Below are 18,734 nucleotides of genomic sequence, written 5' to 3'. Positions count from 1 at the left end.
CTATGTTTCTCAACCTATTGAAATGATACGCCTGATGGCCCCATCATTAACATTATGAAGCAATTAGTTTAGCACGTTTTTACCGCATTTGTATACATTTCTAAAAAGTACATAAATGATTGCTTTAGGTTACTATATTCCATTGTAACCGTTCTGCTAAAAATTTTACACCTTTTCTATATTTGCACCTGAGTAATAATAGAAAAAGACAACTACATAGTTGTCTTTTTCTATTAATGATGTCCACCATGATTTCCTGCTTTCGGTTTCCCCATCATCTCTTTATTCATTTCCCATTTATGCTCTGCTAGCTCTTTATACGAAAGAACTTTCCCCTTATAGTTAGATACAAAGCTCTCTGCATCTTTTTTATTTTTAAATGAAATGACATTATAAGCCATCGGTGTCGTTATTGTTTTATCATATACGTAAGTAGCGTCTTCTAACGAAATCCAATCTTTCGAATCATAATCTCGGACAAATTTCTCTTTCGTCTTTTCATCTGAGTTGATCTCCATCCATTTATACATACAACCGATATCATCAAACTTTAACGCTTTTCCATTTTCTAAAATAATTTCTGTTGCAAATTGATTATCTGTTACCCCAATTTGGCAAATATCACATTTATCATGTTTCTCATCAATGGCAACAGCTGCTGTTTCCTTTTTCCCACACCCGACTACCGTAAATACGAAACATAAACATATAGCAAGTACGACATATTTTACTTTCATCAATATTCCTCCCTAGAAACCGTATACTCCACGAAAAGAATACCAAAAGGTTGTGTGAGATTTGTGAAAAAACAATGTGCTTTTTGTAATATAGGAAACAAAAAAAGATGTGTAGTTATTTCTACACATCTCTCATCACTCGCAACCTGTAATTAACAAATCATCTTCTAATTTAACTAATAATGTATCCGCACTAATTTCCTGTCCAACTTCTACATTTACCAATCTTATATTTCCACTAATCCCGACTGCAATTTTTTTAAGCTCACCGTCATTTTTTCGGATCATCAGTAATTTTTCCCATTCATATACGTAAGAAGATTCATTAATAAAAATCTCCTCTACTTTTCCTTCATAAGAGCTATAAATCTCTTCAATTCTCGTTTTCATATAACATCTACTCCCTATTTCACACTTCACTATTTTCATCTTATTCTACCATTCTTACGAGAAGCAGCTTACTTTTTAAAAATTCAAATTAACTACCGTGAACAAAATGAACAAAATAAAAATTATGCTTCTAATGATGTTATTTTTCAAATTATTTACCATTTGAATAGATGCTTTTATTATAAATAAAAAACCTTTTTCTGAATTTTTATTCTATTTTGAAAGCGCAATCATTCTTTTGAGGGGGAAATTACATGTTAGCACTACTTGGATTTGCGATGGTATTTGTCTTTATGTTTTTAATTATGACGAAACGTATGTCAGCGCTAGTAGCATTAATATTAATTCCGAGTATTTTTGCATTAATTGGCGGATTCTATGCCGATATGGGACCTATGATGTTAGAGGGGATCCAAAAATTAGCACCTACTGGTATTATGCTTATGTTCGCTATTTTATATTTTGGGATTATGATTGATAGCGGTTTATTCGATCCTGTCATTAGTAAGATTTTAAAATTTGTAAAAGGAGATCCTTTAAAAATCGTTGTCGGAACGGCTATATTAACTATTATCGTTTCTCTAGATGGTGATGGTACAACAACATACATGATTACAGTTTCCGCAATGTATCCACTATATAAGCGCCTTGGAATGAACCCCCTCATATTAGCTGGAGTTGTTATGTTAGGGGCAGGGGTAACAAATCTTACACCTTGGGGTGGACCCACAGCTCGTGTTATGAGCGCACTTGGGCTTGAGGCTTCCGAATTATTTACACCTCTTATTCCAGGAATGATTGCTGGTGCAATTTGGGTTGTTTTCGTTGCCTACTATCTTGGAAAAAAAGAAAGAAAACGTTTAGGAATTATGGATGTACAGTATTTAAAACAAATGCAAACAATGGATGAGCAAGCTGCAACTGTCGAAGCAGCAGTGCATAAACGCCCTAAACTTCTATGGATTAACTTTTTATTAACCGCCACATTACTTGTCTGTCTCATACTAGAAGTTATGCCATTACCTGTTTTATTTACAGTCGCTTTTGCTATCGCTGTTATGATTAACTATCCAAACTTAGAGCAACAGAAAGAACGTATTGCTTCTCATGCTGGGAATGTATTAGCAGTTGTTTCTCTCGTATTTGCTGCCGGTATTTTCACTGGTATTTTATCTGGAACAAAAATGGTAGATGCAATGGCTAACAGTGTAGTAACTCTTATACCAGATGCACTTGGACCACAATTGCCAATTATTACAGCACTTCTCAGTATGCCATTCACATTTTTCATGTCTAATGATGCATTTTACTTCGGGGTATTACCTATTTTGACGAAAGCTGCTGCTACTTACGGAATTAGTGCAGCTGAAATGGGACGTGCTTCCTTACTTGGGCAACCCGTTCACTTATTAAGTCCTCTTGTCGCTTCCACTTATTTATTGGTCGGAATGGCAAAAGTTGATTTCGGTGAACATCAACGCTTCACTTTATTGTGGGCCGTTGGAACGACAATGGTTATGTTAATTACCGGAATTGTAATTGGGATTATTCCAATATAAGATGCAAAAAAACAGTAGAAGGAATAAAATCCTCTACTGTTTTTTATTATGAAGAAACAAGAAAATAACGTCTCTCGGGTCTCCCAACACTTCCATATATTAGCTCTGCGTGGACTTTCTTCCCAGATATCAAATACTCTAAATAACGCCTTGCAGTTGATCGGCTTACGCCTACCATTGAACTTAGCACCTCTGCTGTAATCCCTTCTTCATTAACTGTTAACATATGCTTTTTTATTTTCGCTAAAGTTAAAGGATCTATCCCTTTCGGGGCATATTCTATTTGATCTCCCTTCACCCCTCTTTGAGACCATAAATATTCAATTTGCTCCGTAGATAATTGATTATTTTTCTTTAACTGTATAATCTTTTTTTGATAGCCTTCCAGACTTGCTTTAAATCGGTCAAACATTAGTGGCTTTACGATATAATCTGTTACTCCGCCCCGCAGGGCGTGCCTCACTACATCTGTTTCCGATGCCGCTGTAATCATAATAATATCTGTATCGTGCAAATGATGCCTAATATATGTGACAAGTTCCGTTCCTTGCATATCAGGTAAGTACACATCTAATAAAACAAGCTGTGGCTTCACAAGCTCTAGCCATTCTTTCGCTTGTTCTCCAGTCGTTGCCGTTCCAATTACTTTAAATCCCTCAATTTTCTCAGTAAAACGACGATGAATGTCAGCAATCCGAATATCATCTTCTACAATTAATACTTCAATCTCCTCACCCATTACTATTCGCCTCTCTCTTTCGGTAGTGCAATAATAAATAACGCACCACCTAAATCCCCTTTTTCAATTGCAATACTTCCATTTAAATCTTCTACTAACTCTTTCACTTTTGCTAATCCATATCCTCGCTCTCCTCCTTCTTTCGTCGAAAAGCCTTTATAGAATATGCTAGTAATTATTTCATCATGAATCCCTTGCCCTGAATCTTCCACTTCAATTAATATTTCTTCTCCAATATCAGTTACAAACATCCTTACTTTCTTATCATTCTCTTCATTTTTTTCAATTGCTTCAAATGCATTCGTAATTAAATTTCCTAAAATAGAAACGACATAATTACTCTCAATATGTGGACTTAATTTTTCTAAACCACTTTCTCTATCTAGCATAAAATCAATCTTCAACTCTCGTGCTCTATTATAAAATCCAATTAAAATTCCACCTAGCCATGGATTTTGAATCCGCTTCATAATAAATTGAACAAAATCTTGATATACCGCTGTTTCCTTATGAATAAGCTCTAAAGCATCTTCGTATGATTCTAATTGAATAAGACCTGAAAGCGTATACAATAAATTGTTATATTCGTGCGCTTGCGCTCGTAATGCCTCTGTATATTGCTTCGTCTGAGATAATTCTGCTGTTAACTGATCCATTTCAGATTTCAAACGTAAGCTCGATACAACGCCAGTTACTTTATTCTTTACTTTAATAGGTAGACGGTTCGCAATAACAGCCTGTCCTTTTATATTTAATTGGCGATCAAACTGTTCTTCACCAGTTTGAAGTACATCTAGTATCGTTGAATTAGGAATTACATTTAAAATAAATTCCCCAATAATATTTTGTTGTTTATGTAGCGAAAGAATATCATAAGCTGCTTGATTGACTAAACTAATCATGCCATTTTTATCGATTACAATAATCCCTTCACGTACAGATTGAATCACTGTACTATGCTCTTCATATAAAGATGAAATTTCTTCTGGTTCCATCCCGAACATCATTCTTTTTATACTTGCCGCTAAATATATAGAGCCGATTACTCCAATTAATAGCCCTATTATTGTAATCCAAAATACACGCTTTCCATACACTTCTACCGCTCCATGAATATCAGCCATTGAAAATCCAACAGACACCACACCAATGATTTCATTTTCCTGATTACGGATTGGAACTTTTCCGCGTAATGAAGGGCCTAATGATCCAGTTGCTTTCGAAACATATGATTTTCCTTCTAATAAAACGCCTTTATTATCTCCGCCAACCATTTTTTCTCCTATTTTATCTCGCTCAGGATGCGCATAACGAATCCCCTCTTTGTTTCCAACTACAATGAAGTCAGCCTCTGTATCCATTCGAATTTTTTCTGCGATTGGCTGAATAATAGAAGCTGGATTTTCTTTTTGAAAAGCTTCCTGAATTTCTGGTATCGCGGCAACTGTTTTCGCAACATGCAAAGCCCGTTTCCCAATTTGCTCTTCTACCGTTTCAGATAATATGTAATAAAATAAATAACTCGTTAGCAGAAGTACCACTAAAATAAGTGTACTAATAGTTAATGTAATTCTCGGTTGGAGTTTTAATTTTTTAAATTTCAAAACCATTCCCCTAACATGATTAAAGATAGAATTTAAAGAATATACAGTCTCTTTAATTATACTTAATCATAACACGGTTACTCTATATTTCTTTCTTTTTCTTCTCATAAAAAAAGAAACGAAGTAAAATTATTACCTCGTTTCTTAATATTTGTTATTACACTTTAAACTTACTAATCATCTCTTGTAATTCTTCTGCCATTTGTGATAAATGGACTGCTGCTGCATTTATTTCATCTACTGAAGCTAATTGTTCTTCTGAAGAACCAGCAATATTTTGAACGCTTGCTGCATTTTCTTCAATTGTAGCTGCAATTTCATTAATAGATGCACTTACTTGTTTTGCATCTACCGTCATTTGTTTTGCTACATCTACCATGCTATCAATTTGTACAACTGTATCATTTGTAGACTTCAATATTTCGGCAAAGCTTTGCTTCGTTTCATTTGCAACTACAAGTCCTGATTGTACTTCTGCTCCAACTTGATTCATAGAGCTTACTGTTTCTTTTATATCAAATTGAATCTCTTTCACTAGTTTCCCAATTTCCGTAGAAGACTGTCCTGATTGTTCTGCTAGCTTTCGCACTTCATCTGCTACAATTGCAAATCCTCTTCCTTGCTCTCCAGCTCTCGCAGCCTCAATTGCCGCATTTAACGCTAATAAATTTGTCTGTTCTGCAATATGTTGAATCACTTCAAGGATTGCTCCAATTTGTTTCGACTTATCGTCTAACAAACCAATGATTTTGTCTGACTGTGAAACAGACTCATGAATTAATTGCATTTGATTCACAGTTTGTTCAACTAACTTCCCACCATTTTCAGCTTTTTTCTTCGTATACATAGAGGCTGTAGATACTAATGAAGAACTATCTGCAACACGCTGAATTCCTTCTGTAACTTCTTCTAACAATGTTGCTCCTTCTTCAACTTCTTTCGTTTGTATTTCTGCACCACTTGATACTTGCTCTATCGCCTGTGTAATTTGTTCCGTTGCTTCGCTTGTCTGCTTCATACTAGCTGTTAATTCTTCTGAAGATGCCGCTACATGACTTGCTGAAGTGTTTATATTGGAAATGACACTTTGTAACGATGCAGCCATCTCGTTAAAACTTTCTCCTAGCTGTCCAATTTCATCTTTAGAATGAACTGTAATTGATTCTGTTAAATCACCTTCACTAATCTTCTTCGATGATATGACAAGTTGTTTTAACGGTTTAATAATAGACGCAATTATGAAGTAAATTACAATCCCACCGATTATTAGTGAAATTCCAAGAACAGTTATTGTTTTATAGAAAATAGGTTCAGCCGCTTCGATAATTTCTTTGGAAGGCATAATTCCTGCTATTTTCCATCCAGTTTTCTTATTCGTTTTAAAAGTGATATTGCGATCTTCACCATCTAATGAATAATGAAAATCCCCAGCTTCCTGTTTATACAATTCTTTACTAAGTTTCTCTTCTAATTTCTCTCCTGGCTTCATTTTCGGGTGCGCTACTACATTTTTATCTTGATCAAATATCGCTACATATCCTTCCTTACCGATATTAACCATCTTAGAAGTAGTAACAATATCATTAATGATTAAGTCAATCCCAAGAACTCCACTTTTATCCTCGTTTTGTTTTGCTAGTGTAATAACAATATTTCCTGTCGTTTTTGACTTATATGGAGCAGTTACAATTACTTCTCCGCTTTTCTTCACTGCCTCTTTATACCAATCTCTTTCTGTAGGATTATATCCATCTGGCATCTGAATAGCTGGTGATTGAATGAACTGTCCATTACTAGATCCTGTATAGATTGCTTCCATTTCTGGATGCAGTTTATTGTATTCTTCTAGTTTATTTTGTATGTTTTGAATTTGATCTGCTTGGTAACTTGATTGTGTAAATAATTTCGTAAAATAAGTTGCATCTATTTTTTTACTATCCAATTCCTTATTAATTACATTATCCAAAATTTTTATATTATCTTTCGCCGAGTTTAAAATTGTTTCATTAAAATTCGTCTTCGCCTGTTGATAAGACGTCCAACCAATTACAATACTTGGAAGAATTAAAATAATAATAAATGATACAAGTAACTTTGTTTTTAAACTACTACTCCTTAATTTCCCTTGAAACATACTTCTACCCCTCCATACCGTTTTAAATGTAATTAATTAACATTTAATCTTTCTATAAAAATAATACGATTTAAATGTATCAATGAGACTCTCTATCTTTTTATACATCTAAAGAATTGATACATATCTTTTTCATTCTATATAAATTAAATAATTAAAACAATGTATAAAAATGTATATTATTCGAAATATTATAATTCATAGGAGAACCTCTAGTATTTCACTTACTAGAGGTTCTTTCCACCTTACTATTCTTTATCTACTTCTTTTTTCTCATCTTCTACTACAGATACAACAGGTTTATCGCTTGATAATTGTTGTACCGCTCCTTTTCCTGCAAATCCTTCTAATAGCTCTTTTAAGTCAATGCCAGAAGAAGCTTTTAACGTTTCTTGCATCGTTGCCATTAAATCAGTCGCATAACCCGCAACTTTTCCGGCCCCGCTATTTTTACCACCGCCGCCTGTATCGACAACTGTGATTTTATCAATATTACTAAGCGGACTTGCAAGTTCCTTCGCATAACTTGGAAGCATTTTAAGAACCATATCCATAATTGCCGCTTGACCATATAATTCAAATGCTTCTGCGATTTTTTGTTTCGCTTCTGCTTCTGCTAAACCTTTTAATCTAATAACATCTGCCTCTGCTGTTCCTTGCGCTTTTTGTACTTCCGCTTTCGCTTGACCTTGTGCTTTTTCAATTTCCGCCTTCGCTAAACCTTCTACACGTACTTCTTCTGCACGTGCTCTCGCTTCTGCTTCAATCTTATATTGATCCGCATCGGCTTTTTTAATTTGTTTTACTTTTTCTGCTTCCGCTGATTGCTCAACAGCATAGCGATCTGCATCGGCTTTTTTCTTAACTTCTGCATCATATTGCTTTTCACGACGCGCAATCTCTTTTTCTTCTAACTCGATTTGCTTTTCACGCTCAATGATTTTAACGCGCATTTGCTCTTCTGTAACACCTTGTTGTGCTTTCGCTTGTTGTAATTCGTAAGAAAGATCCGCATCTGCACGTGCTTGCTCTTGTTCTCTCTTATAGGACTGTACTTTTAATTCTTTATGTTTTTCAGCTTCAGCGATTTGTGCATCACGTTGATATTCTGCTTCTTTTGCCTCTTTTTCAGCACGTGCTTTTTCAATACGTGCTTCTTTTTCACGCTCTGCATTTGCAATTGTTGCATCACGCTTAACTGTCGCAATTTGCGGCTGACCAAGCGCATCTAAGTATCCGTTTTTATCCATTATTTCTTTAATTGTGAAAGAAACAATGCGAAGTCCCATCTTCTTTAAATCTGTAGAAGCTACTTCATGTACCTTTTGAGCAAATTGCTCTCTATTACTATACGCATCCTCTACTGTCATAGAAGATAAGATTGCACGTAAGTGACCTTCTAAAACCTCTTTTGCTTCTACTTTTAACTCTTCTGTTTCTTTTCCTAAATATTGCTCAGCTGCAGTAGATACTTCTTCAATTGTAGAACCTACTTTAATAATAGAAACACCATTTACTGTAACTGGAACACCTTGCTTCGTATACGTATCACGTGTACCAACTTCTAATTTGTAGTTTAATAGGCTTAAAGGCTCTGCTCTTTGCATAATTGGAACTACGAAAGTACCGCCCCCGCGGATAATCTTAATCTTCTTTCCATCATCAGTGGTAACAACATTCTTTCCTCCACCAAGCCAGTTCCCTGTAACAATTAACGCTTCATCTGGACCAACCGTACGATACTTCGTAATGAATACTAAAATGAGTAGAATTAAAATTGCCAGTAAAACTCCACCGATAATTAATGGAATCGTCATGTAAATTCCCCCTTATAATTTTGGTTTTTTTAAAGAATAAGCGATGTTTTGTACAAGTAAAACACCATCTTGGACTCCCTCGATAATAACCTCTGTTCCTTGCGAAATATCTTTTTTTCCAACAGTTTTAGCTGGGATTGCATTACTTCCAAATTGGGATAAAATTAATACTTCACCAAATCCTTCTGTAGGAATTGTCGTAATGACTTCTCCTTTGCAACCGATAAATTCATCCATACGTTGTACGGTATTTTGTTCTGCTTCTGCAATCGGTTTTAAAATTAGTATTTTCATGATGAAAACACCGATAAAAGATATAGCAAATGCAGCCCCGAAAATAGTAATACTATTAAAGGAAAATAAGTACTCTCCTATATAACTAAGCCCACATAACATGGCGAAGAAACTAAGTAATAAAGTAACAACGGATACAGATCCGCCCCCAAAACTAAATATCGATTCAAATATATCTCCAAAGAAGATATAAATAACAGTGAGTATAGTAGCAATAATAAATCCATATAAATAAATTGTTTCAAGTGGATAACCAAACAAGACCATTTCTTATCCCCCTTTCTTAAACAATCCCTTTTTTGTTATGTGTATGCCCCACCTCTTTCAAAGATTATAGTTCTTAATTTTCAGTTATTTACTCTTTAAAGAAAAGCCTGTAAAACAGGCCCATAAAAAAGAACAGGAGAAACCTATTGTGACAGGCTCCTCCTAGAAAATAACCGATATATTATATATCTATATAATATACTATTTTCCACAAAAAGTAAAGTTAAACATACATTGGAAAAGCGCTTATTTTCCCCCGATTGGTGTGGGCTAATAATCATTGGGGGATGAATGATTAAAGTTTCACTTTACTGATAATGAGTACGTTCCATCGCCATTATCATATTTATATACATACAAGTAATACTTGCCTGGTTTTGCATTAAATTTCGCTTCTATATGATTCCCATTGGCTTGACCGTAAGCTGCATAATTTTGCATATCTGATTCATGGTGAAGTACCCATGTCATCCCAATTCCATACTCATTTAAAACAGAAATGTCGATATCTTTCGCTGATGCTACATTAAATGTATAAACATCAGTGTGGTCCCCGCCAATAAGACTACCTTTTATAGTACTATTTAGCCCGATACGATTTGCTTCCTCTGGACGATTATTTGGTTCTGATTCTGTTAAACTTCCATCTTTAATCGTAACAGTTGTTTCGCTTCTGCTCTCTTTTCCCTTATCATCTTTTACTCTTAACGATACTTTATAAGAACCTTCTCTTTCATATACATGTACTGGATTCACTTCTGCGCTTGTGCTTCCATCTCCAAATTCCCATAAATAAGAAGCAATTTTTCCATCTTCATCGTTTGAGCCATCACTTTTAAATTGAATTCCCTCTTTTACAAGACCACTATAAGGGCCATTTATATTAACCGTTGGAGCTTTATTTTCTCCATCATCTTTTGCGATTCCATGGAAGACTACATCATATTCAAATTCATTTGAGCTATTCACACGATAATTGACGAAGTATGCTGTAACAGTTTTGTAGCCACTCCATTCTTTTTGCGCCAATTGTTCTAAAGATTCATTTACTCTTTTACTCATTTCTTTCCAATCTTCTGATTCACCTTTTGTGACACTACCTGTATACGTACCTTCTAATGTAAATGTATTAAAGAATTGAGAATTATGTTTTGTCATTTTTGTATCATTCATAGGCAACGTATCACTAATTTCTTTTTTCACTTCAGTTAACGATTTCGGTGCATGTTCAGCTAAATAATCATCTGCTACTTCCGGTACATTATATTTATCTTGATTATCAATTAACTGCTGCATATACTCTTGATACTCTTTATTTAACTTAGGATCTTTACTTAGATTTTCACGATATGCATCATAATTTTTCACGTCATTCGCACGAATCAAATCTTGAATTTTATCAAATGTTTCAAACTGATGCGTATATAAGTAAGACTGCAATGCGAACGAGTAATTATAGAAATCCCAAGAACCGTATTTAGCAAATAGTGTACGCTCTGCTGTATAACGGCTTGCAGGATCAGATGATAATCCGCTAATTATACTCCTTCTTGGTACAACGTTATTCGTACGAGTAGATCCTGCGAAAAACTCTGCATTTCCTTCTTGGAACCAAGTTAACCTTTCATTTTGATACATATCTCCTCTTCCAAATAGACCTGGTACTTCATATCTACCTTGCAGGTAATGAGTAAATTCATGACGGAATAACTCTTCTAAACTATAAATACTTTGCTCTGGTGTACGCTCATATGTAAAGAATGTACCTGTCTCTTCAATATAAATTCCACCGTTGTTTGTTTCATATCCATACAATTGTCTATTTAACTGATATTCATCTGGACTATTATAAATTACGATCGTTAATACATCATCCGCATTTCCTGGCTCTAACGCTTTGTCATTTCCAATTACACGGTGATACTGTGCCTTTACTTCCTTCGCAGCCCAATATAGTCTCTTAATTTTTTCTTCTGATACTTTATCTCCTGTTTTGAACACAATTGATCCATCGTCGAATGTATACGTTTTTGGTAAGTATTGCTCTTTTCCTTCTTTACGTATTTTCTCTAAATCTACTGTATTCCCGCTATAATCTTTACCATTATAATTTGTTGTAATTTGTTCTACCGCAACAAAATACGGTTCACTTAAGCGCGGGTACATATGCATCGCTTGTGTAACAACCTCTAATCCTTTATTTGGATTGCTATGAAACTTCCCTAAACGGCTAGCAAAATAAATGCCATTATTAACGAGCCATTTATTTTCTGGCGTTACTTCATTTAGAAGAGCAATACGATTTATTTCATTAATAAACCCATCTACTTTTCCATACCACATCGTTTCATTCGCTTCTTTACGAGCCTCAGTTAAGTACGACTGCATATCATAGTCAATACCTTGCATAATATCGTATATTGCTTGTCCCTTCATTCGATCATTTACATAAGTAGTATAATTATCATTGTATTGCTTTAAAATATTCGATGCATATTGAACCGTTTCAACATCGCTTGAAGCATTACTAATTAATTTACCGTACGCAGATACGACTGTATCTTGTTCAACTGTACCAAGCTTAAAGTTTGGATTTTTTGCGATTGCTTTTAAAGCAGGTAAACATTTATCCTGGAAGCTTCTTTCATTTAAGTCGCTTAATTCACTATTATAAAATGCAAGATAAAAAGCTGAACGCAGCACTTCAGTAAACGTTTGAATTCCTTTTGAATCATCTTTCGTAAATGTACTACCTCTATGAGCTAATTCATCTATAATGACTTGCATTTTTCCTTTATCTTTATAAAAAGCCTTTGTATCTTCATTAAACTGGAATAAGTCTGTAATTTGGTGCCATTTAATACTGCCTAACGTTTCAACTAATTCTTGGTCATTCATTTTGTTTAAATCAGCCATTGAATAGCTTTCTTTAACCTGCTTTACTGCAGTTTTCTTCGTAATAGATGCTGGTCGCTGTGAAAAATCTCCTACTTTTAAACGTTCTTGAAATGATAAAGTTTCATCAACTTTTGAAATATGTCCAACTTCATCTACCGACTTTTCAATTCCAACCGGTTTCGTTTTTAACACGTTATACGGTACTTTTTCTTCCGCTGCTGCATGAGTTTGAAGTGCGCCTAACGATAAAGCCATTGTACTAATGCTAAGCATCACTTTATTGATCTTTGATTTCTTGTTCATATCCTGACCCCCTATTTTAATATTCCATTCAAGAATTTAACATAAAATCTGGATGTAACAATATAAAATGCAATATTTCATATTATTTCTTCCTATAATTTGTACATATCGTGAACGCATTGCTCTTTACCTCCCTAAAACAAATTGCATCCTTTCACATTATAAAAAGGGAATTTTTTGACAATTAAAAACTTAATTGTTATGATTATTATAATTGTTAACTTTATTAAATAAGGGTGGGATTCTATGATAAAAAAAGAAAACAGTGTATTTTATATCTCCTTCTTGCTAACAACATTATTCATTATATGGGGAATTACCCCAGCAAGTTGGATACAAGGCTACGATTTACAAAGTGTTACATCTTCTTTAAACTCATTTATCCTCAATAAATTTGGATGGTTTTACTCTCTACTTATGACTACAATGATTATTTTGGCTGCTTATTTAGCATTTTCCAAGTACGGTTCTATTCGTCTTGGTAAAGATGGAGAAAAGCCAAAATATAATTATCCATCTTGGCTATCCATGTTGTTTGGGGCAGGAATGGGAATTGGACTCCTCTTTTATGGAATCGCTGAACCGATTTCACATTTTACAGATCCGTTAACAGGAAAAGCAGGTACAGAAGAAAGCGCCAAACTCGCTATGCAATATTCATTTTTCCACTGGGGACTCTTTCCGTGGTCACTATACGCAATGGTCGCTTTAACAATTGCATATTTCACATTCCGCAAACAAAAAGGTAGCACAATTGGGGCTACAGTTACTCCATTATTTAATCGATCGAAAAATTCTCGTATTGGAAAAACAGTTGATATTCTAGCTGTTTTAGCCACGGTATTTGGCATTGTACCATCTGTTGGGATTGGTGCTCAACAAATTGCTGGAGGATTAAGCTATTTATTCCCTTCCATTCATAACACTTTACTTACTCAGCTCGTACTTATAGCTATCTTCGCTGTTTTATATTTAACAAGTGCACAAACTGGCTTAGATCGTGGGATTAAATATTTGAGTAACTTGAATTTCTCTCTTGCAGGTATTTTACTCATCTCTTTCTTACTTTTAGGACCAACTGTATTTATTATGAAATATTTCACATCTACACTCGGTTCTTATATCGGCGCTTTACCTAGTATGGGATTAAATTTAGGAGCATTTAGTGAAAAATCTTCTTCTTGGATTGAAAACTGGACTATTTTCTATTGGGGATGGTGGATCTCTTGGTCTCCATTCGTCGGCACATTTATCGCACGTATTTCTAAAGGACGCACAATAAAAGAATTTATTTTTGGAGTTGTATTAGTCCCAACTCTTATCTGTACATTTTGGTTTGCAGTATTTGGTGGTACCGCAATTCATATGGAAATGTTCCAATCGCTTGGAATAGCTGATGAAATTGCAAAAAATGGTACAGAGATTGGATTATTTGCTGTTATTTCACATCTACCATTTTCTACCTTTTTAACGATTATCGGGTTAATTTTAGTAGCCACATTTTTCGTTACTTCTGCCGATTCAGCAACATTTGTTGTTTCAATGCAAACGAGTAACGGAAGCTTATCACCGAAAAATAGTTTAAAACTTATATGGGGATTAACAATCGCGATAATTGCCGCTATTTTATTACAAGCTGGAGGATTAAATGCACTACAAATCGCAGCTATAATTGCTGCGCTACCATTTTCTATTGTAGTCGTTCTTATGGTCACTTCTCTTTTTAAAGAGCTAAAAAAAGAAGATGTTAATTCGCAAACGAAAGAAATCCCCAAAAAAATAAAAAAGGTTATGTAACGATTAGCACCTCAAATTACTTCTGAATCCGTAACAACTGAGGGAAAAGTAGATTAATAAAACCCATTCGTATGAAATATAATTTTCATACGAATGGGTTTTCACTCTATTATATAGTGTTGTAAACATGCCTTCTCCTCAAATCCTACTTTCTTGTACAATTTCATCGCACGATCATTATTCGTATTCAAACATAATTCTATCTCCTTCATTCCTTGGAAGGAAATAATATACTGAATTGCCTTTTGTAATAACCGCTCTCCGACACCTTTTCTTCTACTATTTTCAGCGGTTGCAATAAATTCGATATTCGCTTCTTGAAACTCTGGATTTACTTCCACATATACATAACCTTCTAACTTATCATTCTTCATACTTACAAATAATTTATTCGTATTACTTAAACGTTCAATAATTTCGTTTCCGTCATAATACGTATTAGAAAACACATGATTGTGTAAAGCGATAAACTGCTCAAACACTTGTGGTAAAGCCTCTTCTACATTACATATAATACGGTGCTCCACAATATTATTTAAAACGAGAATACTATGTCGACCTTGTTCTTTTGCATGTAAATTCCTCATTAAACGGGCACAATTATTATTTTCCACATGATAAAAACCATAAAATCTCTCAATATGAAAAGGCACCTTTTCTATAAGTTCCTTCCACATATGTAAAGCAACTTCTTCCCAATTCTCTGCGATAATAAACGGCCCCCATATCTCTGCACATTTCTTTACTTCATCCACATCAAATCCTAATAAACCTATTAAATTATTATTCTCATAAGTAGCAACAAAAGATTGTTCCCAGCCTATATCTGAAAAATCATGAATAATTGTCTGTAACAACTCCTCTTTCTCATCTCCACAATAGCCAACATGATGAGTAGCATCTTTATTCATATTCGCAATAAATGCTGCCACCTCTTCAATTTTCAAAATAGAACTGACATACATAACCTCTCCTCCTTCACTAATATATTCACACCTTTTCCATTTATATCCTTCTAAAAAAGACATCACCATAAGCATATTTCAAAATGAAATCGCCATGATAATGTCTTCTCAAAAACTCATATAATCATCTTACGTTATAATAAGATAAAACGTTTTTTATTTCTTAAATAATCTCTTTCTAAATACAAACATACTCAGTGCTGAAAGAACTAACGCTATGCCTGAAAGTAATGTTGATGTATTCTCTTGTCCACCTGTTGCTCCTAATGATTTCTTACTTTCTTCTTGCTTATTAACAGCTGGTTTATTTTCTTTCACAACTTGATTATTCACGTTTTGTTCTTGGACTACTGCTGATTGATTTACCGCGTCTTTTGAACCTTCAATTTCTTTTCCTGTTTCTTTTACCTCCGCTTTCGATCCTTCAACTCCTGTTGTTGGCTCGTCCACTTCCTCTTTCGCTTCTTCAACTTCTTTTACCGGTTCTTTCACTTCTTCTTTTGTTTCTTCAACTTCTTTCGTTGGTTCTTTTACTTCTTCTTTTGTTTCTTCAACTTCTTTCGTTGGTTCTTTTACTTCTTCTTTTACCTCTTCAACTTCTTTTGTTGGCTCTTTTACTTCTTCTTTCGCTTCTTCAACTTCTTTTACCGGTTCTTTCACTTCTTCTTTTGTTTCTTCAACTTCTTTTGTTGGCTCTTTTACTTCTTCTTTCGCTTCTTCAACTTCTTTTGTTGGTTCTTTCACTTCTTCTTTTGTTTCTTCAACTTCTTTTACCGGCTCTTTCACTTCTTCTTTTGTTTCTTCAATTTCTTTTACCGGCTCTTTTTCTTCTTCTTTTTCCACTATATTCTGTATAACTGTTCCGTTAAACCTGATGCTAATTTCATCAGAATCTAAATCAAATTTATACACCTTTTCACCTGGGGTACTCCATTTTATTACTCCGTTATTAAACGTCCCTCCCTCACTTACCAATTGAATATTTTCAATACTTTCTCCTTCTAAATCATATACAGGAATTTGAATTTCTTCGTTTATTTTTGCATCATTTAAAATGATATTTTGTCTTCCAACATCAATTGTAAACCACTGACCTAATTGTATTAACGGCCTTACATCACGAATCTCATTTCCAGCTAGATTTAAGCTAAATAAGTTTAGCATGGAACCAATAACCGTTACATCTTTAATATGATTGTCCGCAAGATTTAACCACTGTAAATTTTCCAATGAAGATAGTGGTGTTATATCTTCAATTTGATTATGAGATACATTCACATTATTCAATTGTTTCAAGTTTGAGATGAACTCAATATTTTTCAGGCCTACTCCTTCTAAAGTAAGTTTTTCTAAATTCGTCATGTATTCTAAACCTGTTATATCTTTTATCTCATTTCCTTTTTCTTTAAGTATCTCTAATTTTTTAATCTGTAATAAATCTTCTTTTGTGATAGGAGCGTTTACATTCTCTCTACCTAAATTCTCTTTATTAATATGTTGTTGTAAAGTTTTATCGAGAATTACATTTTGACTTTCTTTTTGTTTTTCAACTATATTCTGTATAACCGTGCCATTAAATCTTATTTTACTTTCAGTAGAATTAGTATCTAGTTTAAATTCATATATTTTTTCTCCAGGACTATTCCATTTTATAAATCCGTTATTCAGAGTAGCCCCCTCACTTTGTAGATTAATATTTTGAAGTGGCTCTCCTTTAAGGTTGTATACTGGGATTTTTATTTCTTCATCTACACTTGCTTCATTTAAAAAGATTTTTTGTCTTTGAATGTCAATTGAAATTCGCTTACCTAATTCCTCAACAGGCCTTACGTCAAAAATTTCATTAGCTCCAAGATTTATCTCATGTAAATTTGTTAAAGTGCTCAACGGCGATATATCAGAGATATAATTCTCTTCTAAATTCAGCACTTGTAAATTTCCTAATTGAGATAATGGTGATATATCTTTTATTTCACTATCAGAAATTTCTAGTTCAATAAGATTACTCATTTTACTAATAGATTCAACATTATTAATTTTATTGTTCCCTATCCATAATAGTTCCACATTATTTAATCGATCAATTCCCGTAAGATCACTGATTTGATTATTTGCTAAGTATAATTGTTTCATAGTTGATAATGTAAATAATGGCTGGATATCTTTAATGTTATTACCGATTAAATCTAATGTTTTAATTTTTTTCATTTTACTTAATGGTGTAAGATCAGAAATTTTATTATCTCTTAAAAAAAGCATATTAATATTCTCTAACTGCTCAATTGGGTGAATACTTTCAATTGAATTAGACGTTAAATCAACGTACTTCAAACCTCTCAACTTCGAGATGGCTGATATGTCTTTTACATTAGACTCTCGTAACGTCAACTTCTCTAAGTTTGTCATATACTCTAAACCAGTTATTTTATTTATTCCTTTACCTGAATAAATGGATAAAGTTTTAATTTGTAATAAATCTTTCTTTGTGATTGGCGCATCTACATTATCTCTATTTAAGTTATATTTATTAATATATTTTTGTAATTGCTTATCTAATATTACATTTCCGTTTTCACCTTGTTGCTCCTCTTTATTTTCCTTTTGTTTTTCTGGAACATTGTTCTCTAAATTCAATGTATTTACTTCAAACTGTACTTGGTACTTATTGTCATAGGCCATTGTTGGAATATAAATATGCATTCGCATATTATACCTTTTTCCTAATTCCCCTACTTCAAACTGAATCACTTTCGTTCCATTTTTCTTTTTGTCTTCTGATATTACTTTCACATCATGAAACACACCTGGAGTGTGAATATCCTCTGTCTTCAAGTATTGAAAGAAATCACTATCACTTAACGTTGCTGTTACAATTTTCTTTCCATTCTCAATTGTTAATTTCGGATCCTTTATATAAACAGCTGCCATAGACTCTTCATTCGTTTTATCTTTATACGCTTTAATAACAGCGTCATATGTACCATCTCCTAAACCTTGTCCAGTTTTATTCGCCTCAATTGCTACTGCCGCTAAAGCAGGTGTTGAATACACAGCAAACGGAAGTGATAACGCCGCCGCTATAATCATTGCATTTATACGTTTTCTTTTATTTTGTTTCAACTTTACATCTCCTCCGAAATATATAATTCAAAATGTAATCATTTCTCGAGTAAATGATAATGATTTTCATTATCATTGTCAACTAAAAAAATAAAAAGTTTACAAAAAAA

12 protein-coding genes and 1 pseudogene are annotated in these 18,734 nt (G+C 33.8%); 2 read left to right on the top strand and 11 right to left on the bottom strand.

Annotated elements, in window-relative coordinates; translation table 11 throughout:
- Positions 1 to 233: 233 nt before the first annotated feature.
- Together ACS2QP_RS12360 and ACS2QP_RS12355 are read right to left on the bottom strand one after the other, a co-directional pair.
- A complete protein-coding gene (locus ACS2QP_RS12360) occupies positions 234 to 737 on the bottom strand; it encodes a nitrous oxide reductase accessory protein NosL (RefSeq protein ID WP_000865665.1) in 504 nt (167 codons plus the stop codon).
- A 135-nt stretch (positions 738 to 872) separates the two neighbouring features.
- Positions 873 to 1,127: a hypothetical protein gene (locus ACS2QP_RS12355; RefSeq protein WP_000857376.1), complete on the bottom strand. Its 255-nt coding sequence runs from the start codon at positions 1,125 to 1,127 to the stop codon at positions 873 to 875.
- A 254-nt stretch (positions 1,128 to 1,381) separates the two neighbouring features.
- On the opposite strand from ACS2QP_RS12355, the gene ACS2QP_RS12350 reads away from it, so the two are divergent.
- Positions 1,382 to 2,686, top strand: coding sequence for a CitMHS family transporter (locus ACS2QP_RS12350; protein ID WP_103622894.1), 1,305 nt, complete (start codon positions 1,382 to 1,384; stop codon positions 2,684 to 2,686).
- 46 nt (positions 2,687 to 2,732) lie between these two features.
- Here ACS2QP_RS12350 and ACS2QP_RS12345 read toward each other — a convergent pair whose 3' ends face one another.
- The 7 genes and pseudogenes from ACS2QP_RS12345 to colA form a co-directional block, all read right to left on the bottom strand.
- Positions 2,733 to 3,425, bottom strand: coding sequence for a response regulator (locus ACS2QP_RS12345; RefSeq protein ID WP_000503461.1), 693 nt, complete (start codon positions 3,423 to 3,425; stop codon positions 2,733 to 2,735).
- 2 nt (positions 3,426 to 3,427) lie between these two features.
- Positions 3,428 to 5,035: an ATP-binding protein gene (locus tag ACS2QP_RS12340; protein ID WP_438882466.1), complete on the bottom strand. Its 1,608-nt coding sequence runs from the start codon at positions 5,033 to 5,035 to the stop codon at positions 3,428 to 3,430.
- Positions 5,036 to 5,186: 151 nt separating this feature from the next.
- Positions 5,187 to 6,047: a methyl-accepting chemotaxis protein gene (locus tag ACS2QP_RS12335; RefSeq protein WP_370622813.1), complete on the bottom strand. Its 861-nt coding sequence runs from the start codon at positions 6,045 to 6,047 to the stop codon at positions 5,187 to 5,189.
- 81 nt (positions 6,048 to 6,128) lie between these two features.
- Positions 6,129 to 7,163 (bottom strand): annotated as a pseudogene (locus ACS2QP_RS12330) (HAMP domain-containing protein); the annotation flags it as partial.
- A gap of 248 nt (positions 7,164 to 7,411) precedes the next feature.
- Positions 7,412 to 8,980, bottom strand: coding sequence for a flotillin family protein (locus ACS2QP_RS12325; protein WP_000155008.1), 1,569 nt, complete (start codon positions 8,978 to 8,980; stop codon positions 7,412 to 7,414).
- A gap of 12 nt (positions 8,981 to 8,992) precedes the next feature.
- On the bottom strand, positions 8,993 to 9,541 hold the full coding sequence (locus ACS2QP_RS12320; protein ID WP_000242445.1) for an NfeD family protein: 549 nt from the start codon (positions 9,539 to 9,541) through the stop codon (positions 8,993 to 8,995).
- A gap of 303 nt (positions 9,542 to 9,844) precedes the next feature.
- Positions 9,845 to 12,742, bottom strand: coding sequence for a collagenase ColA (gene colA / locus ACS2QP_RS12315; RefSeq protein ID WP_326263102.1), 2,898 nt, complete (start codon positions 12,740 to 12,742; stop codon positions 9,845 to 9,847).
- Between the two features lie 246 nt (positions 12,743 to 12,988).
- Between colA and opuD the strand changes: the two genes are divergently transcribed.
- Complete coding sequence (gene opuD / locus ACS2QP_RS12310) at positions 12,989 to 14,539, top strand: glycine betaine transporter OpuD (protein WP_000591573.1); 1,551 nt, start codon at positions 12,989 to 12,991, stop codon at positions 14,537 to 14,539.
- A gap of 101 nt (positions 14,540 to 14,640) precedes the next feature.
- Here opuD and ACS2QP_RS12305 read toward each other — a convergent pair whose 3' ends face one another.
- Entirely contained in the window at positions 14,641 to 15,504 is an 864-nt protein-coding gene (locus tag ACS2QP_RS12305; protein ID WP_000289531.1) for a GNAT family N-acetyltransferase, read from the bottom strand.
- Positions 15,505 to 15,660: 156 nt separating this feature from the next.
- Positions 15,661 to 18,624: a leucine-rich repeat domain-containing protein gene (locus ACS2QP_RS12300; RefSeq protein WP_438882465.1), complete on the bottom strand. Its 2,964-nt coding sequence runs from the start codon at positions 18,622 to 18,624 to the stop codon at positions 15,661 to 15,663.
- Positions 18,625 to 18,734 lie beyond the last annotated feature (110 nt).

The organism is Bacillus cereus group sp. Bce019 (genome assembly GCF_051781745.1).
Taxonomy (GTDB): Bacteria; Bacillota; Bacilli; order Bacillales; family Bacillaceae_G; genus Bacillus_A; species Bacillus_A cereus.
This window is presented reverse-complemented; position numbering and strand designations above follow the sequence as displayed.